Source organism: Nocardioides bizhenqiangii, assembly GCF_034661235.1.
GTDB classification, from domain to species: Bacteria; Actinomycetota; Actinomycetes; order Propionibacteriales; family Nocardioidaceae; genus Nocardioides; species Nocardioides bizhenqiangii.
The window spans coordinates 1760178-1782968 of record NZ_CP141059.1 but is presented as its reverse complement, the minus strand read 5'-3'; the positions used below and the strand labels follow the sequence as shown (position 1 = coordinate 1782968).

19 protein-coding genes are annotated in these 22791 nt (G+C 71.2%); 4 read left to right on the top strand and 15 right to left on the bottom strand.

Features of this window, described 5'->3' with window-relative positions:
* Positions 1-13: 13 nt before the first annotated feature.
* The 6 genes from SHK19_RS08655 to SHK19_RS08630 all read right to left on the bottom strand — a co-directional run bounded on the left by SHK19_RS08655 (position 14) and on the right by SHK19_RS08630 (position 7806).
* Complete coding sequence (locus tag SHK19_RS08655) at positions 14-733, bottom strand: lysophospholipid acyltransferase family protein (RefSeq protein WP_322938409.1); 720 nt, start codon at positions 731-733, stop codon at positions 14-16.
* 7 nt (positions 734-740) lie between these two features.
* Positions 741-2393, bottom strand: coding sequence for an LCP family protein (locus SHK19_RS08650; RefSeq protein WP_322458162.1), 1653 nt, complete (start codon positions 2391-2393; stop codon positions 741-743).
* Between the two features lie 94 nt (positions 2394-2487).
* Complete coding sequence (locus SHK19_RS08645) at positions 2488-3489, bottom strand: hypothetical protein (protein ID WP_322938408.1); 1002 nt, start codon at positions 3487-3489, stop codon at positions 2488-2490.
* 248 nt (positions 3490-3737) lie between these two features.
* Positions 3738-4595 (bottom strand): PhzF family phenazine biosynthesis protein, encoded by an 858-nt coding sequence (locus tag SHK19_RS08640; RefSeq protein ID WP_322458160.1) that lies wholly within the window; start codon positions 4593-4595, stop codon positions 3738-3740.
* On the bottom strand, positions 4592-4993 hold the full coding sequence (locus SHK19_RS08635; RefSeq protein ID WP_322458159.1) for a hypothetical protein: 402 nt from the start codon (positions 4991-4993) through the stop codon (positions 4592-4594). The genes SHK19_RS08640 and SHK19_RS08635 overlap by 4 nt, the downstream gene beginning before the upstream one ends.
* A 92-nt stretch (positions 4994-5085) precedes the next feature.
* Positions 5086-7806, bottom strand: coding sequence for a LuxR C-terminal-related transcriptional regulator (locus tag SHK19_RS08630; RefSeq protein WP_322938407.1), 2721 nt, complete (start codon positions 7804-7806; stop codon positions 5086-5088).
* Between the two features lie 115 nt (positions 7807-7921).
* On the opposite strand from SHK19_RS08630, the gene SHK19_RS08625 reads away from it, so the two are divergent.
* Positions 7922-10060 carry an MMPL family transporter gene (locus tag SHK19_RS08625; protein ID WP_322938406.1) on the top strand — a complete coding sequence of 713 codons (2139 nt, stop codon included), beginning with the start codon at positions 7922-7924 and terminating at the stop codon, positions 10058-10060.
* Between the two features lie 66 nt (positions 10061-10126).
* Here SHK19_RS08625 and SHK19_RS08620 read toward each other — a convergent pair whose 3' ends face one another.
* Positions 10127-11194 (bottom strand): histone deacetylase family protein, encoded by a 1068-nt coding sequence (locus tag SHK19_RS08620; protein ID WP_322938405.1) that lies wholly within the window; start codon positions 11192-11194, stop codon positions 10127-10129.
* Positions 11195-11242: 48 nt separating this feature from the next.
* Here SHK19_RS08620 and SHK19_RS08615 point away from each other — a divergent pair, with 48 nt between their 5' ends.
* Together SHK19_RS08615 and SHK19_RS08610 are read left to right on the top strand one after the other, a co-directional pair.
* Positions 11243-12319 (top strand): P1 family peptidase, encoded by a 1077-nt coding sequence (locus SHK19_RS08615; protein ID WP_322458155.1) that lies wholly within the window; start codon positions 11243-11245, stop codon positions 12317-12319.
* Positions 12309-14237, top strand: a complete 1929-nt coding sequence (locus SHK19_RS08610; protein ID WP_322938404.1) for a CocE/NonD family hydrolase — start codon at positions 12309-12311, stop codon at positions 14235-14237. Before SHK19_RS08615 ends, SHK19_RS08610 begins: the two co-directional genes overlap by 11 nt.
* Positions 14238-14289: 52 nt before the next feature.
* On the opposite strand, the gene SHK19_RS08605 is transcribed toward SHK19_RS08610, so the two are convergent.
* Together SHK19_RS08605 and SHK19_RS08600 are read right to left on the bottom strand one after the other, a co-directional pair.
* The gene (locus SHK19_RS08605; protein WP_322938403.1) at positions 14290-14664 is read right to left on the bottom strand and encodes a hypothetical protein; all 375 of its coding nucleotides are present in this window, start codon (positions 14662-14664) and stop codon (positions 14290-14292) included.
* Positions 14665-14719: 55 nt separating this feature from the next.
* The gene (locus tag SHK19_RS08600; protein ID WP_322938402.1) at positions 14720-15883 is read right to left on the bottom strand and encodes an aromatic ring-hydroxylating oxygenase subunit alpha; all 1164 of its coding nucleotides are present in this window, start codon (positions 15881-15883) and stop codon (positions 14720-14722) included.
* 50 nt (positions 15884-15933) lie between these two features.
* On the opposite strand from SHK19_RS08600, the gene SHK19_RS08595 reads away from it, so the two are divergent.
* The gene (locus tag SHK19_RS08595; RefSeq protein WP_322458151.1) at positions 15934-16539 is read left to right on the top strand and encodes a TetR/AcrR family transcriptional regulator; all 606 of its coding nucleotides are present in this window, start codon (positions 15934-15936) and stop codon (positions 16537-16539) included.
* A gap of 22 nt (positions 16540-16561) precedes the next feature.
* Here SHK19_RS08595 and solA read toward each other — a convergent pair whose 3' ends face one another.
* Genes solA through SHK19_RS08565 form a run of 6 tightly spaced genes read right to left on the bottom strand, consistent with a single transcriptional unit; the run spans position 16562 to position 22787 of the window.
* Positions 16562-17719 (bottom strand): N-methyl-L-tryptophan oxidase, encoded by a 1158-nt coding sequence (gene solA / locus SHK19_RS08590; RefSeq protein WP_322938682.1) that lies wholly within the window; start codon positions 17717-17719, stop codon positions 16562-16564.
* A gap of 2 nt (positions 17720-17721) precedes the next feature.
* A complete protein-coding gene (locus SHK19_RS08585) occupies positions 17722-18828 on the bottom strand; it encodes an aromatic ring-hydroxylating oxygenase subunit alpha (RefSeq protein WP_322938401.1) in 1107 nt (368 codons plus the stop codon).
* Between the two features lie 44 nt (positions 18829-18872).
* Complete coding sequence (locus SHK19_RS08580; RefSeq protein WP_322938400.1) at positions 18873-19886, bottom strand: ABC transporter ATP-binding protein; 1014 nt, start codon at positions 19884-19886, stop codon at positions 18873-18875.
* Positions 19883-20848, bottom strand: coding sequence for an ABC transporter ATP-binding protein (locus tag SHK19_RS08575; protein WP_322458148.1), 966 nt, complete (start codon positions 20846-20848; stop codon positions 19883-19885). Before SHK19_RS08575 ends, SHK19_RS08580 begins: the two co-directional genes overlap by 4 nt.
* Positions 20848-21753: an ABC transporter permease gene (locus tag SHK19_RS08570; protein ID WP_322458147.1), complete on the bottom strand. Its 906-nt coding sequence runs from the start codon at positions 21751-21753 to the stop codon at positions 20848-20850. Before SHK19_RS08570 ends, SHK19_RS08575 begins: the two co-directional genes overlap by 1 nt.
* Positions 21750-22787, bottom strand: a complete 1038-nt coding sequence (locus SHK19_RS08565; protein WP_322938399.1) for an ABC transporter permease — start codon at positions 22785-22787, stop codon at positions 21750-21752. Before SHK19_RS08565 ends, SHK19_RS08570 begins: the two co-directional genes overlap by 4 nt.
* Positions 22788-22791: the final 4 nt, after the last annotated feature.

The window sequence follows — 22791 nt, the reverse complement described above, 5'->3', positions numbered from 1 at the left end:
CCGTTCGGCGGCACTAGTGGTGTCGCCGCTTCCTCACGACCCACGCACCCAGACCGAGCGCGGCGGCACCCGCGGCGATCAGCCCGGCACGGTTCTGCCATCGGGCGTACTCCTCGGTGACCTGCGGCCAGGCCTCGCCGATCACGGCGGCGGCGTCCTCGGGGGTCGCTTCGAGGCCCTCGACCGACACCGGCGTGCCGAAGACCATCCGGACCTTGCGCGGGAGCGGCCAGCGTCGCTTCTCGGTGCCGGTGATGGTCGCGGGGACGAGAGGCGCGCCGGCTTCGATGGCGAGCCGGGCCGCGCCACGCTTCGGCGTACCCAGGCCCTCGTCCCGCACCCGGGTGCCTTCCGGGAACAGCGCGAGCGCGTCACCCCGCGCGAGGATCGCGCGCGCCGTCTCCAGCGCCTCGGCGTCGGACTCACCACGCCGCACGGGGAACGCGCCCAGGCGCAGGAAGATCCCCGCCATCGGCCCTTCGAAGTGCTCGGCCTTGCCCATGAAGTGCACCGGGCGGCGCAGCACGATGGCCACGAAGAACGGGTCCCAGAAGCTCTTGTGGTTCGGCACGATGACGACCGGCCCCTTCTTGGGGACGTTCTCCGTGCCGGTGGCGGTGAAGCCGCACACGATCCGGAAGATCAGGGCGGCGGTGTACTTCACCACGAGGTAGAGCGGTCCGCTGACACCCTTCTCCCGGGCGATGCGGTGGGCTTCCTCGTTGGTTGTCACGCTGGCCTCAGTAGCCGTCGGACGCCATGGCGTCCTCGACGGTCTCGCCTGTCGGCTGGTAGGCGCAGGCGTCCTCGGGGTCGTCGGCCGGGTCCCGGTTGCCGGAGCCGTTCTTCTTCGGAGGCGGGTCGATCGCACGCTCGACGAGCTCGTGCATCCACTCGAAGTCAGGGTCCGCGGAGCTGAACTCATCGGAGGACCGGAACACCACCGACTTCACCTTGGCGTCCTTGACCTTCAGCGCCAGGTCGACGAACGCGGACGCCAGCTCGCGCGGGATGTCGGTGTAGACGATCTCCTCACCGGCCTTGAGCAGGTCGAGGTAGCGCAGCAGCAGGTTGCCGGGGTCGGCGGCCTCGACGATCGCGTCGACCATGCACCGCTGCCGCTCCATCCGCTCGTAGTCGTCGGAGCCCCAGCGTCCGCGGGCGAACCAGAGGGCCTGGAAGCCGTTGAGGTGCTGGTCCGGCCCCGGCTCGAGGTAGTCGTCGGGCGGGACGCCCGCGTCGGTGTTGCCGCCGATCGCGATCGGCTCGTTGACGTTGACGGTGACCCCGCCGATGGCGTCGACGACCTGCTTGAAGCCCTCGAGGTTGACGAGCACGTAGTACTCGACCGGGATCCCGAGCGAGCCCTCGACGGCCTGCTTGATCGCGTCGGCGCCCTCGTTGGAGCTCTTGCCGAGGACGCCCGGGTGCATCGCGGGGATGTTGCGGTAGACGGCGTTGAGCATGTAGTCGCCGTCGGCGTAGTCGCCGTTGGAGAACCCGTAGGGGTAGAGGTCGCGCAGCGGGCTGCCCTCGGGGAACTGCGCGTTCGCCATGTTGCGCGGGAGGCTGAAGGTGACCGCCTTGCCGGTGTCCGTGTCCATGCTGAGCAGGATCATGCTGTCGGTCCGTACGCCGTCACGCCCCTCGCCGCCGTCGCCACCGAGCAGGAGCACGTTGACCCGCTCGCGGCCACCCCACGGGTCGTCCTCCGACACGTCGGAGGGTGTGGTGGCGACCTCGTTGTCGTCGAAGACGACGGTCACGAAGTTCGCGGTTGCAACGGCATACTGCGCCGCCCGCACCACCGGCGCGGCGAAGATCAGGCAGAAGACGACGACCGCGACGTTGCCGACGACGGTGTGCCAGCGCGGTCGCTCGCGGGGCCGGATCAACCGGTAGGAGGTCCACACCACGAACAGCCAGACCAGCAGCAGCACGGCGACGACCGCGGTCAGGACCCGTAGCAGCGTGGGGTCGAACGCCACGTCGACCAATCGGGTGCGGGCAGCAGCCAGGTCGAGGTCGTGGCCGAGGTAGAGGGCCACCGAGCCGACGACGGCGGCCCAGCCGATCAGCACGATCCAACCGGCGAGACGACGCTTGGCGAAGAGGTAGCCGGTGCCGGGGATCATCGCCGACACGAACGTCAGGCCGAGCGTGCCCGGAAGTCCCCGCGTCCGGCGCTCCCTCGGCCGCAGTGCCCGGCGTCCGCCCTTCGCCCGCTCCTCGGTCGCTGGACGCGGCGGCTGGTCGCCCGGGCGGAGGGCGCGCTTGCCGCCGGCGCGCTCCTCGGCACGCCCGAGGTGGCGGCGCTCGCGTCGCGACAGCCGGACAGACCGGGACGCGCGTCGAGCGCCACCCGGGCGCCCGGGGCTCGCCGTACCGGCCATCCGTACCTCTCGCAAACAGACGCGGAGGCCCCACGCCCTCCGCGACCAGTCCCCAAATCTGTCGATCCAGTATCACCGCGAGGGGCCAGTTGCGTCACATCCGTGCGACGTGTCCCACCGGCGGATCGTTGAGGAGGGTACCCAGCCAACGCGCAGGTGCGGAGCCGAACTCCGCCCGCTCCTCGGCCGTCATCGTGCCGAGGCAGCGCCGCCAGGACTCGACCCGCGCCAGCCGGGCGAGCTGCAACGCCGCCGGAAGGGCGGCCCGGAGCGCCCGCGCCGGTGCGTAGTCGGTCCACACCTCCAGGGCCGCGTCGGTGATCCGTCGCAACCGGAGGTCGTCCGGCCCCGCCTCCAGTTCGTCGGAGCTCACGTTCAGCGGGACGAGGAGCGAGCCGAGCGGCTCGGCAAGGACGGCGTCGCCGAAGTCGAAGAAGCGCAGCGACGCGTCGGGACCGTTCGTCGCGACCACGTTGGCCTCGTGGAGGTCGTTGTGGTTGAGGGTGAGCGGCAGGTCGAGCTCCGCCACCTGGTCGGACCAGCGCTCGATCGTGGGGAGCTGCGTGCGCAGCTGCTCGGCAACGTCCTCGGACAGCCGCCGCGGGTCACCCTCCGGCAGCGCGCCGAGCCTGCCGATCGCGTCGCCGACGTACATCGTCGCGCACTCGGGCGACATCTCGGTCAGTCCGAGGTCGTCAGCGTGCGGCGCCACCGCGAGCTGCAGATGCGCGGCGTCGCTGACGATCCGGCACCAGGTGTCGACGTCTCGGTCACCGCCGATCTCGTAGAGGGTGCGGCCCACGTCGGCTGTCAACAGCAGGTCGCGGTAGGGGTCGGCGGCGACCACCGGCACGACGTACTCCGGTGCGATCTTCACGAGCGCCGACAGCAGCCGAGCCTCGTGCGCCTGACCCGGGCAGTTCTGCTTGGCGAAGTAGACCTGTCCCCCCGCCCGAACCCGCCAGACCGCCGACCACGGACGGACCTTCACCGTCTCGAAGACGTCAGGTTCGCCGACCGCGGAGGTGACGAACGAGCGGAGCTCGGCGTCGAACGCCTCGCTCCGCCACACGTCACTCGTCCAGGTCAGCGTCACACGCGAAGCGTGACCCAACGAAGGCTCGGCCGCTACCGGGTTTCGCCGGGGCGGCTCACGCAGCCGACGCGAAGTCGGACGTGGAGGGACGATCGAGCCGACAATCGAACCATGATGATCCGGATTTGGGAGTACGACGTCCCCGAGACGGCCGCGGGCGAATTCGAGCGGGTCTACGGCGCCGACGGCGCATGGGCACGGCTCTTGAGCTGGCCGGGACCCGCGTCGAGTGACACCGGCGGTCCCGCTCAGAGTCGGAGGGCCGAGCCCGTCACATCGATGCCGCCCTGCTCGGGAATGTCCACGAGCAGCAGGCTCGGACGGCCCATGTCCTCACCCTGCCGAATGACGATCCGCCGCGAGGGCGGCACGAGGTCCAGCGTGCGCAGGTAGCCACCCAGCGCCGCGGCCGCCGCTCCCGTGGCGGGGTCCTCCACGACGCCGCCGGGCGGGAACGGGTTGCGGGCGTGGAACAGGTCCGGACGCTCCCGGTGAACGAGCTGCACGGTCGTCCAGTCGTGCGCGGCCATGAGCGCACCGAGCAGCTCATAGTCGTATTCGAGGTCGGCGAGCACCTGCCGGCTGCTGACCGCCAGCACGGGGTGCTGCGCTCCCGCGAACGCGACGTATGGCGGCAGCGCCTCGTCGAGGTCGTCCGCCGACCAGCCCAGTGCGTCCAGGGTCGCTGCCAGGACGTCCGGCTCCAGCGGTGCGATCGACGTGGGGACGCTGGTCAGGGTCGCCACCGTTCGGCCGTCCTCCTCCCGCGTGCGGACCGGAACCATTCCGCTCCGGGTGGTCAGGTCGAGCTGACCGGCGCCGTGCCGTTCAGCGTGGGCGACCGCGGCGGCAATGGTCGCGTGGCCGCAGAACGCCACCTCCGCCAACGGGCTGAAGTAGCGCACGCGGGCTTCGGTGGCTGCCCCTGCACCGCCCGCCGGAGGGCCGGCGGGGAACAAGAACGCCGTCTCGGAGAAGCCGACGTCGGCAGCGATCGACAGCATCTCCTCGTCGCTCATGCCTGTCGCCTCGAGCACGACACCGGCGGGGTTACCGCCCGCGTCGCCGCCGGGGAATGCGGTGTACCGCAGGACCTCGCGCGTCATGCCCGCTTCGCCTCACTTGCCGCGACCCGCAGGCGGACCTCCGACCAGGAGATCGGCAGGTCCTCGGGGCGGCATCGCCACATCACGAACGTCGACGGCATCATCGCCGATCGAAGCACATCTTTGGCGTTCGCATGCGGACTCGCCCGATCGAAGGCGCCCAGCTCCGGGCGGCTCTCCCATGCGGAGACCGTCCAGAACGTCTTCGCGACCAGTTGCGCATCGAGGGAGTAGCCCACCAGGCCCGGAGAACGGGTCAACTGGCGGCGGACACGCCAGGTCTCTCGCAGGAACCGCGGGATGTCGCCATGGGCGCGCAGCGGTAGCTTCGAAGCCATCACGATGAGCTCGGCCCCCGGGTCAGGAGCCTCCAGAGAAATCCACGGTAGTGCCGGCATGAGGTTCCGCCTTTCGACGTCGTAGGAAGGCCGCTGACGCTACGAGCACGACCACCGGTCACTCGCCGGTGAAACCGCCGGGTTCTGGCGGATCAGGACAGCTGCAGGTCGCGCTGCGCCAACTGCGACCGGGACGTGACACCCAGCTTCGTGAAGACGTTGCGGAGGTGGAAGTCGACCGTTCGCGGGCTCACGAACAGCTGGGCCGCCACCTCACGGTTCGAGAGCCCGGCAGCGACCAGCTTGGTCACCTGCAGCTCCTGGGCGGTCAGCTGGGCGGCCGCGGTCGGGGGCGCCCTCCTGATCTTCTCCCCCGAGGCGCGGAGCTCTTGGCGCGCCCGCTCCGCCCAGGGCTGCGCTCCCAGGTCGTCGAACGTCGTCAGCGCCGTCCGCAGGTGCGCCCGGGCGTCCACGCGGCGGCCGTTGCGACGCAGAAGCTCGCCGTAGGCCAGCTCGGTCCTCGCCCACTCGAAGGGTCGAAGGGACCGCCGGTGGTGCGCGAGGCTCTGCTCGAAGTGGCCGACCGCATCCGCAGCGGGTCCCAGTAGCGCGCGGCAGTGAGAGACCCGGGCAGCAGCCCAGTCAGCCGCGGTTGTCTCCGCGAACCGCGCGAGCGGGCCCAGCCACTCCTCTGCCTGGTCGTCCTGACCGGCCTGGACCGCGACCTCGACCCGGTCCAGCGAGGCGAGCAGCGCGATACCGGTACTGGTGACGCGGCGGAGGTGCTCCACGGCGGCGCCCGCCTCCCCGGCACGGCCCTCCCTCACGGCCCGTGCCCACAGCATCGCCTCGGCGGCAACCGCCATCGGGTGCTCCACGAGCAGCTCGTCGGCACTGGCCAGATGGGCGTCCAGGCCGGCGGTGTCCCCGCGGTACGCCGCCAGCAACGCCAGCCAGGCAGTAGGCAACGACGCCATGTTGGGCTGACCGGTCTCCGTGGCGAACCTTGTTGCCTCGGCTCCGTGCGCTGCCGCCGAGGACCAGTGGCCGAGGAGGATCTCGGAGAGGGCGAGCCTTTGCAACGGCGGCAACATGTCGCCCAGCGCTCCCGCGGCCCGTGCGAGGGAGACTGCGCGCGAGTCGAGCTGGAACGCCGCCTCGTCGTCGCCGATGTAGTAGGCCGCGCGGGACCCCCATGTCAGCAGCATGCTCTGCTCGAACTCCGGCGCTGCCCGGACGGCGCTCCGCAGCGGCTCGAGGGCGGCGGCGAGGTCCCCACTGAGATAGTGGCCGCAGCCGACCAGGAGGTCGGCGAAGAACACCTCGAGAGGCGTCTGCCCCCGTGGCAGTGCGGCGGCGATGCGACCGATCTCAACACCCGCCTCGGCGTGGTCTGCCAGTGCTGCCGCCTGTGCGCCCACCACTAGGAGCTGCAACGCTCGCCCGGTGTCGAGTGCCTGCACGTCCCGGGCAGCTCCCAGCAGGACCTGCTCGGCGGACGCCGTCGAGCCGGACACCAGCTCGACGGCTCCCCGGATCAGGTCCAGGTCCGCGATCAGCAGCGGGTCCTCGGTGAGCGAGCGCGCGGCCCGGAGCAGGTTCAGGGCCCGGCGGTGATGTCCCGCCAGGCGCGCCTGCTCGGCAGCCCGCCATCGCCGGGAAGCTCCCGCCTCCACGGTCGAGCTCAGAGCGGCGGCGCGCTCGAACGCCGCGGACGCAGCAGCTGGCGCGCCGCGCGCCGCGGCCCGCTCGCCCACCTTCTCCAGCTCGTCCGCGATGGCCGGGTCAGGTCCGGTCGCGGCGGCCGCGCGGTGCCAGGCGCGGCGGTCGGGCTGACCCTGGTGGGCCAGCGCGTCGGCGAGAGCCGCGTGGACTGCACGGCGCTGCGCGGTGGGCGCTGCGTCGTACACCGCCGACCGCACCAGCGGGTGCCGGAACTCCAACCGATCGCGACGGGTCTGGACCAGGGCTGACGCCTCCGCTGACGCGAGGGCATCGTCATCACAGCCCTGTGCCAGCGCGGCGTGCTGGATCGCGGCGAGGTCGCCGGACCCTTCGGCACCGGCCACCAGAAGGAAGGTCTGCACCTCTGGCGCGAGTCGACGCACCCGTCCGAGGAACGCCCGCGCCACCGCGTCAGGCACTGGCAGCGAGGCAGGGAGCGGTTCCTCGCCGGAGAGCTCTTCCGGCGTGAGTGCACCGGGCAGCTCGACCAGCGCGAGCGGGTTTCCCCCTGTCGCTTCCAGCAGCGCGGTGGTGACCCCGGGATCCACGGCAGCGCCGGCGGATTCCTCGAGGAGGGCCTGAGCTGCATCAGTCGGGAGACCGGACAGTGCAACCGTCGGCAGCCCGGGGGCGTCGAACTTCGTCTCCTCCTGGTCGCGGGCGGCGAAGATCATCGCGACCCGCTCGACGCCCACCCGCCGAGCGGTGAAGAGCATCGCGTTTGCCGACTCCTCGTCCAGCCACTGAGCGTCGTCGACGACGCAGAGGACCGGCCGGGTCTCCGCGGCCTCGGCGACAAGGGCGAGGGTCGCCGAGTACACGAGGAACCTGTCGTTGCGGCCACTCGCCGGACGCTCACCGAGACCGACGCGCAGTGCCATTGCCTGGTTGGGGTTCAACCGGTCAACGAGGCGGACGATCGGCAGCAACAGCTGATGGAGCGCGGAGAACGCCAGGTCGGACTCCGACTGGATGCCTTGGGTGCGGAGGACCAACATGCCCTCGGCACGCGCGACAGCGTCGGCCAACAGCGCGGACTTGCCGATCCCCGCCGGCCCGCGGAGCACGAACGCCCCGCCGCGCGAGGTCCACGCCTCGTCCAACAGAGCCGCGATCGCACCTTGCTCGGTCTCGCGCCCGCGGAGCACCCGCCGAGTCTAGGCCCGGCGCGCGGATCCCGGCGATGTCCCGGCGATTTCACCGGCGCCTCGCACCCGGCACCGCTCGGACCATCGAAGTCCACCCACACGACTGGAGACGACAATGTCCAGACTGCTCTACCGCATCGGAGCCGGAGCCGCGCGCCACCCCTGGCGGGTGGTGTCCGGTTGGCTCCTCGCTGCCCTGCTCATCGGGGCCCTGGCCTCCGCATTCGGAGGCACCATGCAGGACAGCTTCAAGATCCCGGGAAGCGACACCCAGCGAACGAACGACGTCCTGCAGGATCACTTCCCGGCCATGTCCGGCACCTCGGCCCGCGTCGTTGCGCACACCGAGACCGGTTCGTTCCGGTCGTCGGACTTCGACGGGGTCCGCGAGGCCCTCGAGGACCTGACTTCCGTCAGTGACGTACCCCCGGTGGCCCTGAGCGAGGACCGCCGCACCGCGGTCCTCTCGGTCCAGTACGACGTGCCCGTCACCGAGTTCGAAGGTAGCGAGGCGCTGGACGAGCTCGAGTCGGCGACGACACCTCTGGTCGACGCCGGTTACCAGGTCGAGTTCGGCGGTCCCGTTCCCGAGAATGCGCAGGAGGTGAGCAGCCATGCGGAGATGGTCGGTGTCGCGGTCGCTCTCGCCGTGCTGCTGTTCGCGTTCGGGGCGACGATTGCGGCCTCGCTCCCCCTCGCTGTCGCGTTCACGGGCCTGGCGATCGGCACGAGCGGCGTTACACTGCTCGCGGCCGTGACGGACATGTCGACCAATGCGCCGACACTGGCATCGATGGTCGGCCTCGGCGTCGGCATCGACTACGCGCTGTTCATCGTCACACGGCACCGCGACAACTTGGCCAGGGGCATGTCGGTACCCGAGTCGGTGGGGCAGGCGACTGCCACCGCCGGCCAGTCGGTCGTCTTTGCCGGCGGCACAGTGCTGGTGGCCCTGACGGGTCTGCAGTTCAGCGGGGTGCCGGACTTCGCGACGATGGGGTACGCGACCGGTCTGGTCGTCCTCGTCACGGTGTTGGCCGCGGTCACCCTGCTGCCGGCACTGCTCGGCGGGTTGAAGTTCCGTGTCTACAGCCGGCGCGCTCGGAGGGAAGGTCGGTTCGAGTCGTCGATGTCCCACTCACCCACCGCAGCACGCTTCGCCCAGATGGTCGGCCGACGGCCCGTTGCCTGGCTCGTCGGTTCGGTCATCGCACTGGTCGCCCTCTCCGCTCCGGCGCTGGGCATGAACATCGGCCAGAGCGACGCCGGCAACGAACCCGAGAGCAGCACCATTCGCCAGGCCTACGACCTGATCGAAGCGGGCTTCGGGAAGGGCGCCAACGGTCCCCTCACCGTCGCGGTCGAACTCGACCGAGTCGGCGGCGAGGACGGGCTCCGCCAGGTCGAGGAGGACCTGTCCAACACGACGGGCGTCGCCTCGGTCGGCGCTCCCGTCATTTCCCCGGACGGCACCACCGCGGTGCTGACCGTGACGCCCCAGAGCGGTCCACAGGACGAAGAGACGGCGGACCTGGTCGAGCACCTACGTTCGGACGTGCTGCCTGACGGTGCCGGCATCACCAGCTGGACGGCCGCGATGATCGACCTGTCCGACGTCCTGATGGATCACCTCTGGCTGGTCATCGGTGTGGTTATCGCCACCTCACTGCTGCTGCTCCTGATCGCGTTCCGGTCCGTCGTCGTACCGGTCAAGGCCGCCCTGGTGAACCTGTTGTCGGTCGGTGCGTCGTACGGCGTCATGACGCTTGCCTTCCAGACCGGGACAGGTACCGACCTGCTCGGGCTCCCCGGCGAGGTGCCGATCCCCGCATATGTGCCGCTGCTGATGTTCGCGGTGCTCTTCGGGCTGTCCATGGACTACGAGGTCTTCCTGCTGAGCAGCGTCCGCGAGAGCTTCCTCCGGACCGGTGACAGCAAGGCCAGCGTGGTCGAGGGACTGGCGTCCACGGCTCGCGTCATCACCTCCGCGGCACTGATCATGGTTGCGGTCTTCCTCGGGTTCGCCTTCGACCCGAGCGTGGTGATCAAGATGATCGGAGTCGGCATGTCCGCTGCCATTTTGATCGACGCGACGCTGATCCGGCTGATCGTCGTTCCGGCGGCGATGGCGTTGCTCGGCCGGTGGAGCTGGTACTTGCCTTCGTGGCTGGATCGGTTGCTTCCCAGGGTCGACGCACACGGCGCGGAGAGCCCGGCCATCGAGCCCGCGAGGGAGCTGCAGCCGGTCGCGTGAGCGGGGTCACGGGCACGACCGGACGGTGTTTCCATCCGCCGGTCGTGCCCGAACCCGCCTGACGCGTCAACCGCCGTGGCCGTCCAGGTACGCCGCTACCAGCCCACCGAGCGTCGGCAGGTGGTAGCCGCCCTCCTGGACGACGACCGCCGGCAGCCCGACACCGCCGAGGACGGTCCCGGCGGCACGGTAGGCGTCGGCGGTCACCAGGAGCGGGCTCTCGGGGTCGTCCGCCGCGGCGTCGACGCCCAGCGAGACCACCAGGCCCGAGCAGCCCTCGGCGACCACCCAGTCCGCCAGGCCGCCGACCGCCTCGAGCCAGGGTGCGTCGCCGGTCCCCTCAGGCAGCGGCACGTTACGGGTCGCGCCCGCGCCGGCGCGGGCGCCGGTCTCGTCGGCGTAGCCCACGACGTGCGGGAACCAGCCGGCGCCGGGGTCGACGTGCACCGACCCGTAGAGCACGTCCGCCCGGTCGTAGAAGATCGCGGCGGTGCCGTTGCCCTGGTGCGCGTCGATGTCGATGACCGCCACCCGGTCGTGCCCGCCGGCGCGCAGCGCCTCGGCGGCCACCGCGGCGTTGTTGAGGTAGCAGGAGCCGCCGAAGCCGGCCGGGGTCGCGTGGTGGCCGGGCGGCCGGCACAGCGCGTACGCCGCGCGCTCCCCCGCGAGCACCAGGTCGGTCGCGGTGAGCGCGCAGTCGACGGCGGCACGGGCGGCCTCCCAGGTGCCGGGGCCGACCAGCGTCATCGTGTCGTAGACGTAGCTGCCCGCCTCGGCGTGGATCGCCACCGCCTTCCGGGTGGGGAGACCGGCAGTCATCGCCGGCGTCGTGAAGAGGTACGGGACCACCCGCGTCTGGCCGACCAGGTCGGCGTACGGACCCTGCCGCCAGCGCTCGGCGGCCTCGGCGAGAAAGGTCAGCATCGACGGCTCGTGGACCCGGGCGAGCACGTCGTCGGGATGCGTCGCGGCCTCGGTCACCGGGTGTCCAGCCCCGGTCACCGCCGCCAGGATCGCGTCGACCCGCGCGGCGACCTCGGTGCCGGTCGTGGCGACCCCGACCCACACCTCATTCCGCGGATCGTGGTCGCGGGTGGCCGGCGACCACACGACGGGCATCCGGTACTGATTCATGAGTCAGCAGTATGGCGCCCGACCGACTCGTCCCGCGAGGATGTGGGCATGGCGCGCGCGCGTGAGATCGGGATCGAGATCGGCGTCCTGCCCACCGGGCCCACCAACTCCGTCCTCGACGTCGACGGCGTGGGCATCGGACACACCACGATCCACCGCGACGAGGCGCCGCCGCCCGAGGGGCGCGGCGTCGCTCGCACCGGGGTGACCGCGCTGGTCGTGGCGGAGGACGCCTACGCGCGACCTGCCGCGGCCGGCGGCGCCGTCCTCAACGGGGCCGGCGAGTGCACCGGCTTCATCGGCGCCGGCGAGTGGGGCCTCCTCGAGACGCCGATCTACCTCACCTCCACCATGCAGCTCGGACGCGTCTACGACTCGGCCTGCCGGATCGAGCTCGAGCGGGACGTCCGGGTCGCTGACGCGGTGGTGATCCCGGTGGTCGCCGAGTGCGACGACTCCTTCCTCAACGACTGCCGCCGGATGCAGGTCGAGCACGACGACGTGGTGGCCGCACACCGCGCCGCGATGGATTCGCGCGGCGGCGCCACCCCTCCCCCGGAAGGTGCGGTGGGTGCCGGCACCGGCATGTCGTGTCTCGGGTTCAAGGGCGGCATCGGCACCTCGTCGCGGATCACTCCGGAGGGGCACACGGTGGCGGTGCTGCTCCTCACGAACTTCGGGGAGCGCAAGCGGCTGACGGTCGACGGCCTCCACCTCGGGCGCCTGCTCCCGGAGGACCCCCAGCCCCGGCCGCCGGCCGGCTCCTGCATCGGCGTGGTGCTCACGGACGCACCGGTGATCAGCGCCGATTGCGCCCGTCTCGCACGGCGGATCGGTCTCGGGCTTGCCCGCACCGGCTCGACCGCGCACAACGGGAGCGGCGAGATCTTCCTCGGCGTCTCGACGACCCGGCGCGCGCCCGGCCTCTCCTGGGAGGCGGGCGACGTCGTCTCCGGCGCTGGACTCGACGACCTGTTCGAGGCGGTGGTGGACGCCTCGGAGGAGGCGGTGCTCAACTCAATGCTCACCGCGCCGACGACGACCGGCCGCGACGGCAACACCAGCGAGGGCCTCGACCCCACGACAGTGGCCCGGCTGATAGAAGAGCTCGCGCGTGGCAACTGAGCTCGAGGTCCGGGTCCCCATGGCCGACGGCGTCGAGCTGGCCGCCACCCTCTACCTCCCCGACGACGACCGCGGCCCGCAGCCGTGCCTGCTCGAGGCGCTGCCCTACCGCAAGGACGACCTCACGTCGTCGTACGCCGAGAGCTACCGCCGGCTGCGCGACCAGTTCGGGTACGCCGTGTGCCGGCTCGACCTCCGCGGCACCGGCTCGTCGTCCGGCGACCCGACCGACGAGTACCAAGAGGCCGAGCAGTCCGACCTGGTCGCGGTGATCGCCTGGCTGGCCGACCAGGACTGGTGCGACGGCAACGTCGGCATGTGGGGGACGTCGTACTCCGGCTTCAACTCGCTGCAGATCGCCGCCGAGCGGCCCCCGGCGCTCAAGGCCGTCTGCGCGATCTACGCGAGCGACGACCGGTGGACCGACGACGTGCACTGGCGCGGCGGCGCGCTGCGGCTGGTCGACCTCGTCGACTACGACCACTACATGACGCCGATGACGGTGCTGCCGCCGGTGCCAGCGGTGTGGGGCGACGGCTGGCGCGACGAGTGGCGACGGCGGCTCGAGACGGTCGAGCCGTGGATGCTCACCTGGCTGCGCGAGAACCGGGACGGCCCCTACTGGCGACATGGGTCGCTGCGCTCCGACGGAGAGGGCAACGGCTACGACCGGATCGAGTGCCCGGTGATGCTGGTGGCCGGGTGGGCCGACGGCTACCGCAACAACACGTTCCGCACCGTGGCGGCGCTGCGCGAGGCGGGAGTGCCGCACCGGTTGCTGGCCGGTCCGTGGGTGCACGCAGACCCCACGACCGCCTATCCCGGGCCGCGGCTCGACCTCGACGTCGAGATGGTCGCGTGGTTCGACCACTGGCTGCGCGACGGTGGCTCCAAAACGCCGCAGGAGGACCGGGTCGAGGTCTTCGTGCGGACGGCGACCCGACCCGCCGCGTTCCTCGACCAGCACGAGGGCTACTGGGTGCGCGACACCTGGCCCTCGGCGATGTCGTCGACCGAGACCCTGGCCTTCGACGGTCCCAGCTCGCTCGTCGTCAAGCCGGACATCGGCACGGCGGCGTGGATCGACTGCGGCGGCCACCTGCCGTGGGGCCTCTCCGGCGACCAGCGCGAGGACGACGCCTACTCTCTGACCTTCGCCTGGCCCGCCGCCGGCGAGGTGCTGTTCGGACACCCGGTGGCGCGGCTGCGGGTCAGCGCCGACGCCCCGCTTGCATCCCTCTCGGTGAAGCTCTGCGACGTGTTCGCCGACGGCGCGTCGGCCCTGGTGACGCGCGGCAGCCTCGACCTCACTTACCGCGACGGCGTGCACGCGCCGGCCGAGCCGACCCCGTTGGTACCCGGACAGGTCTACGACGTCGCCATCGACCTCGACGCGTGTGCCTACGCCTTCGCGCACGGCCAGACGATCCGGCTCTCGGTGGCGGGCTCCGACTGGCCCAACACCATCGCGCCACCGGCACCGGTGACCCTGACCGTCCACGGCGGCACGCTCGACCTGCCCATCTACGACGGCACCGCTTGGGAGCCGGGCTTCGCCCCGGGAGCGGAGACCTCCTCGGAGGATCCGGCGGGCGTCAGCTGGACCACAACCCGCGACGTCCTGCGCCAGACCACCACCTGCTCGGTGCGGCACGGGTCGACGTACGACGTCCCCCACGACGGCACCGCCACGGAGGAGTACGCCGGCGACGTCATCGTCGACAACGTCACCTTCGCCCAGCACGCCACAGCCTCCTGCACCTACCGCCTCACCTGGCCGGGCATCGAGGTCCGGGTCACCTCGACGATGCGGATCGACGTGAGCGCCGAGGGCTACGACGTGGTGATCGACGTGACGGCGTACGACGGCGACGAGCAGGTGTCCCACCGGGAGTGGGCCGAGCACGTCCCGCGGTGACAGGTCGGTCCTCGTCACTCGCTAGGCGCGTCCTACCGCCGCGAGTCGGCGGTCACTCAGGGACGCGGTGCGACGTCGAGTCCCCTCCCACTGACGACGCGGTTGTGGTGGCGAGAAGGCGTCGCGCGCGACGGCCCAGGTCGTTCAGATCCACACGACCCTCCTCTGCCGCGGCCGCCAGACGCGCGGCAAGGTCCAACGCCTCGTCGAGCTCCGGTGCAGCGACGGCGGATTCCTGGCCCATGTCGCGAAGAATCGTGATCTCTGTCCTGGAGGCGATCAAGGGGTCAGTGATCCCGTCGATCCAAACTCGAGTGCGGCGGCCCTCGCCGCGTTCCTCTCCCCTGATCCGCTCCAGGGCGAAGATGCGGTCGGCACGCGCGAACTTCCCGAAGCCCAATGCCACCATGCGGGAGTTCGATGCCACGTCGTCATCTTGCCACTGCCAGCCACCACCACATGCTCCACGACCGGCGCTTCACCTACGCCACCAGCCGGCCGGTGCGGTAGGCCCGACCGATCATCGACACGAGCTGCGCGACCGCGTCCTCGCTGGGGGCGAACGGGCCGGGCGCGAAGTGCGGGCTGGCCAGGCCCCGCTGCACCGACTCGCACGCAGCCCAGTCCTGCTTGTTGGTGAGGTCCCAGAACGCCACGGCGGCGGCCGCGGCGGGCACCGAACCATCGGCACCGGGCAGCACCAACCATGAGCACTCCACCCAGGTGCGGTCGGGCGCCAGTGGCACCATCCGGTGGGTCATCACGTAGTCGGGATGCGCCGACACCAGCAGGTTCGGCAGCAGGTGCAGGTACTCCACCGTCGTCGGCGGCGCACCGGGCAGCGGCGTGGCGGCCAGCTCACCGGTGAGCGACATCGTGCGCATGCCGTCGCGCAGGTCCATCGAGCCACCGACCCAGCTGCCCGGGAGGTCGTAGTTGTCACCCGAGGACGGCGGGCTGACCTGGCACAGCTCCGGGTGGATCAGCGGGCAGTGATAGCACTCGTGGTAGTTCTCCGAGATCACCTTCCAGTTGGCCGCAACCTCGTAGGTGTGGCGGTCACCGACGACGAGCGTGCCCGGTGCGTACGGCGCCACCACGGTGTCGAGGGCACCGAGATGCTCGTCGAACGACGGCACCTGCGGTGAACCGGCCTGGTGCAGGGCGTGCCCGAAGACCCAGCCCTCCCACACCCGCACGGGCAGCTCGGCCAGGGTGTGCTCGGCGAAGTCGAAGCCCTCGTCGTCACGGAAGCCCTTGGCCCCGATCAGCCGGCCCTGCAGGTCGTAGGTCCAGGCGTGGTAGGGACACACGACGCTCCGGCGCTCGGTCGACGATCCCTCGGGGAGCAGCTCGTGGCCACGATGCCGGCAGGTGTTCGCGTACATCCGGAGCGTCCCCTGCTCGTTGACCAGCAGGCACGCGATGTCACCGAGGATCAGCGCCCGCTGGGTGACGGGGCGCTCGGGCTCGACCGGGAACAGGTCGGCGACCCGTCCCAGGCACGTCCACGTGCCCGCGAAAAGGTGGCGCCGTTCCCAGGCCAGCACCTCGGTCGAGGTGTAGGCCTCGGCCGGCATCATCAGCACCGGCTCGCCGTCCAGCGGTGCGGCCTTGCGCACGATCTCCATCGGGTCGACGGTCACGGTGCCTCCCTCGTCGTACGTCCTATGCTGCGACCCATGAGTGGTGCGGTGTGACCAGGAGCCGGCGCAGCGTCGAGCTGCGGCGCGACGAGATCCTGGCGTCGACCACCGAGACGGTGGACCGGATCGGCCTCGAGGCGACGCGGGTCACCGACGTCGCGAAGGCCCTGAACGTCAGCGCGGCGCTGATCTTCTATCACTTCGGGACCAAGGACGCGCTGGTCGCCGAGGCGTTCGCGTACGCCGTCGAGCGGGACCTGTCTCGGCTCGACAAGGCGACGGCCGCCGGCACCGACCCGGTCGACAAGCTGCGCCGGGCGCTGCGCTCCTACGGGCCGACCGGCGCTGCGAAGGGCTGGCGGATCTGGATCGACGCCTGGGCGCTCGCCCAGCGCGAACCGGTGATCCGCAAGGTGCTCCGGCGGATGGAGGAGCGCTGGTGCGAGGTGCTGCGCGCCCTGATCGACGAGGGCGTCGCGGACGGATCGTTCACGTGTCCCGACCCGGACGCCACCGTGGCTCGCGTCTCCGCGCTCATCGACGGCCTCTGCGTTGCCGCGCTGGTCTATCGCACGATCTCCCGGGAGCAGCTGCGGGGATGGGTGGCCGAGACGGTCGCCCGCGAGATCGGCATCGAGCCGGAGGCGCTGTCCTGAGGCTGTATCCACCAACCGCATGTCACACCAACCAGTGGGCGGCGTAGGCGGGATCGGTCAGGGCCGGACGGTCCAGCCGGAAGTCGGTGAGATCGGTCGCCGTGCCGCCATCGACGACGAGGTCGGAAAGCAGCCGCCCGAACGTCGGCGCGAACTTGAAACCGTGCGCGGCCCCGAGCCCCACCACGACCGTCTCGTGCCCCGGCACCGGAGCGATCACGAAGTCGCGATCGGGAGTCAGCGTGTACTGGCAGCGCGAGGAGCGCACCGGCGGGCCGCTGCCCGGCAGCAGGTCACCCACGAAGGCGGCGAGCCGCTGCTCCATCGCGGGGTCGCGCTCCGACGTACGCCCGTCCGGGTCGACGACCGGGCCGCCGCAGTCCTGTGCGGCCTTGATCGTCGCCTCCCCGTAGCTGGGGAACCCGTAGTACGACGGGTCGTCCATCCAGATCCACAGTGGCATCCGCTCCGGCGCGAAGCGCGCCGGCTTCGCCGGCCGGAAGTAGGTGACCTGCTCGAGGGTCACCTCGACCGGCACCCGGACGCCGAGGTGTCCGACGACGTCGTTGACCCAGGCATCGGCGCAGACCACGAGCCCGCGGCAGCGGATCGTGCCGACGCCGGTCGCGACCGCGATCCCGCCCTCCCCCAGGTCGTCGACGCCCGTGACCGGGCTGTGCGGTCGCAGGTCGGCACCGAGCTTCGTCGCCTGCTCCTGCATGGTCCGGGTCCCGAGCCCGGCCGGGACGATGGCGGCGTCGCGCTGGTGCAGCGCCATGACGTCGTCCGCCAGCCTGAACTGCGGCCAACGAACGGCTACCTCTCCCGGGTCGAGCACGTCGTGGTCGATCCCGACCTCGGTCAACGAGCGGAGATAGTCGGAGGGAGGGATCGCCGCCTGCGACGGGAACAGGTCGAGGCCGCCCACCTTCGTGACCAGGCGACGACCGCTCGCGCGCTCGAGCCGGGCCCAGTCGGCGTAGGCGTCCTGGGTCAGCCGCACGTACGCCGGCGTGTGATAGCTGTGCCGGAGGATCCGGCTCGTGTCGTGGCTGGCACCGTTGGTGTGGCCGAGCTCGAACCGCTCCAGCCCCACGACGCTGAAGCCGCGGCCCGCCAGCTCGTAGGCGGCCGCCGAGCCGAGTGCGCCCAGCCCGGCGACGACGTAGTCGACCTGCATGGTCACGTGGCACCATCCGGATCCCGGCCGAGCCTGGGCAGCAGCCAGCGCCGGATGTCGAGGCTGTCGTCCTCCATCGGCGCGAACCAGCCGTGCCGGTAGCTGCGCGAGGTCATCCCGCGCTGCACCGACTCGCAGACCGCCCAGTCCTGCTGGTTGACCAGGTCCCAGAGCTCGCCGGCATCGCCCGGGTCGAAGTCGGCAGCCTCGGCGGCGGCCTTCGCGAAGAGGAGCGAGCACTCGACCGTCGTGCGGTCCGGAGCGTGCGGCAGCAGCACGAACGCGGCGACGTGGTCGGCCGACGCCGAGACCATCAGGTTCGGATAGACCAGGTCACCCTTGTGCCGCACACGCTCGTCGTCGTCGAGGCCGGGCAGCGGTGCCCGCGACGTGGCGCCGGTGGTCGTGAAGGTCCAGGCGCCCTCGCGGTGCGGGATGCCGGCCTCCCAGTCGAGGTCGTCGCCGCCGCCGGCGAACGACGGCACCAGACGGCAGAGCTCGGGATGCACCGGTCCGCAGTGGTAGCACTCGTTGTAGTTCTCGAGCAGGACCTTGTAGTTGGCCGCCACGTCGTAGCGGAAGCTCGCCCCGACCACGAGGTCGGCCAAGCCGTAGTTGGCGAGCGTGGCGTCCGCTCGGGCCACCGACTCGGCGAGCGGTCGCGCCCGTTCCGGCGACAGGTGGACGAAGACGAAGCCGCCCCAGGTCTCGACGCCGACCGGGGCGAGCGAGAACGCCGAGGTGTCGTCGAGATCGGCGTGCGGGGCCCTCAGCAGGCGACCGTCGAGGCCGTAGGTCCAGGAGTGATAGGGGCACCGCAACGCAGAGGCCTGGCACGCGGACGCCGGGCCGTCGGGCGATGAGGCCGGCAGTATCTGGCTACCGCGATGCCGGCAGACGTTGTACGCCGCGTGCAGTGCGCCCTGCTCGTCGCTCGTGACCAGCACGGACTCACCGGCCACGTCGAGCGCCACGACCCGCGACGGATCGCCGAGGCCGAGGGGCTCCTGGCGGCCGACGCAGAACCACTCGCCGTACAGCACGGCGTCGCGCTCGACGCGCCACGCAGCCTCGTCGACGTACATCTCCCGAGGCAGTGCCTCCTGCACCTGGCACCCTCCTTACTGATCCGCGAGTCAGTAGTGGAATCGTCTCACGACTGAGGGGCACTCACCAGATGGCAAGCGACGCGGTGTTCGCCGGTCGCGGCCAGCACCGGCAGCGGCGTCGCTCGGCAGTTGTCCTCGATCCCGGCCGAGGCCGCGGTCCCGTCGGCGAACGCCGGGCAGCGCGGGTGGAACCGGCAGCCACCCGGGATCCGGGTGGGGTCGGGCACCTCCCCCTTGAGCACGATCGGCGTGATCCGCTCGATCTCGGGCACGACCGAGAGCAGGGCCCGCGTGTAGGGGTGCCGCGGCGACTCGAGGACCTGCTCGGCCGTGCCGCACTCCACGACCCTGCCGAGGTACATCACGGCGATCCGGTCGGCGATGTTCCAGGCCAGGCCCAGGTCGTGGGTGACGACGACGATCCCGAGGCCGAGCGACTCACGCAGACCCAGCAGCAGCGCCAGGATCTCCCCACGGATCGACGCGTCGAGCGACGACACCGGCTCGTCGGCGACCAACAGCCGGGGTCGCAGCGCCAGCGCCCCGGCGATCAGCACCCGCTGCTTCTGCCCTCCGGACAGCTCGTGGGGATAGCGCAGGAAGATGCGCTCGGGCGGGCGCAGCCCCGCCTCGGCGAGCGCCGCGGCCACGAGCTCGACCTCGTTGCGTCCTTCGGCGTCGGAGGCCGCCCGGCGGTGCAACCGGATGCCCTCGGCGACGGACTCGTAGACGGTCTGGCGGGGGTTGAGCGAGCCCGCCGCGTCCTGCAGCACCATCTGCACCTCGCTGCGCAGCCGCCGCAGCGCGCGGCCCGAGTAGGACAGCGGCGCGCCCTCGAACCGCACCTCGCCCGTGGTCGGACGTTGCAGCCCGACCAGCGTCCGGGCCAGCGTGGTCTTGCCCGACCCGGACTCACCGACCAGCGCCAGGATCTCGCCCGAGCTCACCTGGAGGTCGACGCCGTCGAGTGCCGTGGCCACGGTCCCGGCGCGAGTGGTGAACTCGACCCCCACGCCCTTCGCTGCCAGCAGCGGCGCGTCGCCCGTCGATGTGCTCATGCCTCCCCCACCCGGATGCACGCCGCCTGGCGGCCCCCGACCTGCAGCAACGGCGGCTCCGCCTCGGTGCAGGCGTCGATCATCCGCGCGCACCTGGGCGCGAACGAGCAGCCCGGGGGCAGGTCGTGCGGGTCGGGCGGGTCGCCGGCGAGACCGGCTGGCGCGTACCGCGCCGCCGCGTCCCCCACCCGCGGGAACGCTCGCGACAACGCCTGCGCGTAGGGGTGCGCCGGGGAGCTGAAGACCTGGTCCGCGGACCCGCACTCGACGACGCGACCGGCGTACATCACGGCCACCCGGTCGCAGACGTCGGCGAGCACCGACAGGTCGTGGCTGATGATCATCAGGCCCACCCCGAGGTCCCTCACCAGGCCGGAGATCAGGTCGAGGATCTGGGCCTGCACCATCACGTCGAGCGCGGTGGTCGGCTCGTCGGCGATGATCAGCTGGGGCCGGCAGGCCAGGGCCATCGCGATCATCACCCGCTGCCGCTGGCCGCCCGACAGCTGGTGGGGGTAGACCCGCGACCGCGCCGCGGGCAGGCCGACCTGCTCGAGCAGCTCGCCGACCCGGGCGCCGACGTCGGCGACGGGAAGGTCGGGCTCGTGCAGACGGATGGGCTCGGCGATCTGGGTCTCGACCCGGCGCACCGGGTTGAGCGAGTGCAGCGCCCCCTGGAAGACGATCGCGGCCTCGGCCCAGCGCAGCGCGCGGAGGTCACCCCATCCCATCGTCAGCACGTCGCGCCCGGAGACCAGCACCTCGCCCGCCACCAGGGCGTCCTTCGGCTGGAGGCGCAGCACCGTGCTGGCGAGCGTGGACTTGCCGCACCCCGACTCCCCGGCGATGCCTACCACCTCGCCGGCGTCGACGCACAGGTCGACGCCGCGTACGGCGGGCAGCCGACCCTCTTCGGTCCGATAGGCCACGGTCAGCCCGCGGAGCTCGAGCAGGTGGTCCATCACCGGCTCCGCAGCCGAGGGTTGAAGATCTCCTCCAGCGCTTGGCCGATCAGCGTGAACGACAGCACCACCAGCACCACGCAGATCCCGGGCGGGATGATGAACCACCACGAGCCCGTCGTCATCGCGCCGACCCCGGCCGCCGCCTCGAGCATCGAGCCCCACGAGATCCGGGTCGGATCACCGAGACCCAGGAAGCTCAGCGTGGTCTCGGCGAGGATCGCCGCTGCCACAGTCAGTGTCGTGTTCGCGAAGACCATCGGCATCACGTTCGGCAGCACGTGCCGGGTCATCTGGTGCCAGCGGCCGGCGCCGAGCAACCGCGCTCGCTCGAGGTACGGCCGCTCCTTGATGCTCAGGGTCTGGCTGCGGATCAGCAGCGCGGTCGCCGACCAGCTGGTGACGCCGATGACGACCGCGATGTTGAGCAACGAGGGGCCCAGCACCACCGCGAGGATGATCGCGAGCGGCAGGAACGGGATCACCAGGAACCACTCGGTGAGCCGGTAGAGCACCCGGGCGGTCCACCCCCCGAAGAAGCCCGAGACCAGGCCGACGACGGTCCCGATCACCATCGAGATCGCGGTCGCGAGCAGGCCCACGAGCAGCGAGACCCGGGTGCCCCAGATCAGCATGGTCAGCACGGAGCGACCGTTCTGGTCGGTGCCCAGCCAGTACTCGCCCGACGGGCTCTCGAGGAATCCCCCGGTGGCCTTGGTCACCTTGAGCCCTTCGCCGTCGGCGAGCAGCGGTGCCGCCAGCGCGATCACCACGAAGAAGCCCAGGATGCACAGCCCGATGAGTCCCGAGCGGTGGCTGCGGAACAGCTTCCAGTTGCGACGCCTGGCAGCGACCCGCCGGCGACGGGCGATCTGGCGCGCTGAGAGCGGGGTGGTTGTACTCATGTGCGGACCCGGGGGTCGAGGACGCCGTAGATCAGGTTGGCCGCAAGGTTCGCCGCGATCACCGCGCCCGAGGCCAGCAGGAACGTGCCTTGCAGCACGTCGTAGTCCGGGATCGACAGCGCCTCGTACGACAGCAGGCCCAGACCGGGGATCGAGAAGATCGTCTCGATGGTGATCGCTCCCGACACCACGAAGCCGATGTTGAGGGCGGAAAGCGTGGTGGTCGGCAGCAGCGCGTTCGGTACGGCGTGCCGGCGGCGCACCTCCACGTCGCGCAGGCCCTTGGCGCGCGCGGTGACCAGATAGTCCTCGCCCAGCTCGTCGAGGAGTGACGACCTCATGATGAGCGAGTACTCGGCGAGGTAGGCCAGGGTGAGGGTGATGACGGGCAGGGTCAGGTGCCAGGCCGCGTCGAGGACCCCGCTCAGGCTCGATGGATCGGCGTCGATGGAGTGCAGCCCGCCGGTCGGGAAGATGCCGGGCAGCGGGCCGGCGCCCACGGACAGCCCGGCGATGAGGAGTAGGCCCAGCCACCACTCCGGCATCGAGTAGAGGGTGAGGGTGGTGCCGGTCGAGAAGTTGTCGAAGCCCCCGCCTCGACGCCAGGCGCTCACCATGCCGAGATAGACCCCGATCACCATCGACAGGATCGTCGACACACCCACCAGCGCGATCGTCGGCCACATCCGGTCGACGATGAGCTCCGAGACCGGCACGTTGTAGCGGATGGAGACTCCGAGGTCGCCCTGGAACGTGTTCTTCAGGTAGGTGAGGAACTGCTGCGGCAGAGGTTGGTCGAGGCCGTAATGCTCGGTGATCGCGTCGAGCTGCTCCTTCTTCACCGCGCGTCCCCGGGTCAGAGTCCGCGCCGGGTCACCGGGCAGCACCCGGAAGAGGAAGAAGTTGACCACCAGGACGAAGAACAGGCTCCCGAGCGCCCCCAGCGCCTTGCCGAGGACGTAGCGTCCGTAGCTGCGCCGGCGGACCGGAGACCCGGAGGCGACCTCGTTCCCGGCCGCCGCGAGCGTCGTCAAGATC

What these genes read in the sequence shown, in the direction of transcription:
- SHK19_RS08640 (WP_322458160.1), bottom strand. Translation starts at nt 4,595, where the DNA reads ATGACGCGCGAGGTCCTGCGGTACACCGCATTCCCCGGCGGCGACGCG.
- SHK19_RS08615 (WP_322458155.1), top strand. Translation starts at nt 11,243, where the DNA reads ATGGCGCGCGCGCGTGAGATCGGGATCGAGATCGGCGTCCTGCCCACC.
- SHK19_RS08620 (WP_322938405.1), bottom strand. Translation starts at nt 11,194, where the DNA reads ATGAATCAGTACCGGATGCCCGTCGTGTGGTCGCCGGCCACCCGCGAC.
- SHK19_RS08575 (WP_322458148.1), bottom strand. Translation starts at nt 20,848, where the DNA reads ATGGACCACCTGCTCGAGCTCCGCGGGCTGACCGTGGCCTATCGGACC.
- solA (WP_322938682.1), bottom strand. Translation starts at nt 17,719, where the DNA reads ATGCAGGTCGACTACGTCGTCGCCGGGCTGGGCGCACTCGGCTCGGCG.
- SHK19_RS08570 (WP_322458147.1), bottom strand. Translation starts at nt 21,753, where the DNA reads ATGAGTACAACCACCCCGCTCTCAGCGCGCCAGATCGCCCGTCGCCGG.
- SHK19_RS08635 (WP_322458159.1), bottom strand. Translation starts at nt 4,993, where the DNA reads ATGCCGGCACTACCGTGGATTTCTCTGGAGGCTCCTGACCCGGGGGCC.
- SHK19_RS08625 (WP_322938406.1), top strand. Translation starts at nt 7,922, where the DNA reads ATGTCCAGACTGCTCTACCGCATCGGAGCCGGAGCCGCGCGCCACCCC.
- SHK19_RS08650 (WP_322458162.1), bottom strand. Translation starts at nt 2,393, where the DNA reads ATGGCCGGTACGGCGAGCCCCGGGCGCCCGGGTGGCGCTCGACGCGCG.
- SHK19_RS08580 (WP_322938400.1), bottom strand. Translation starts at nt 19,886, where the DNA reads ATGAGCACATCGACGGGCGACGCGCCGCTGCTGGCAGCGAAGGGCGTG.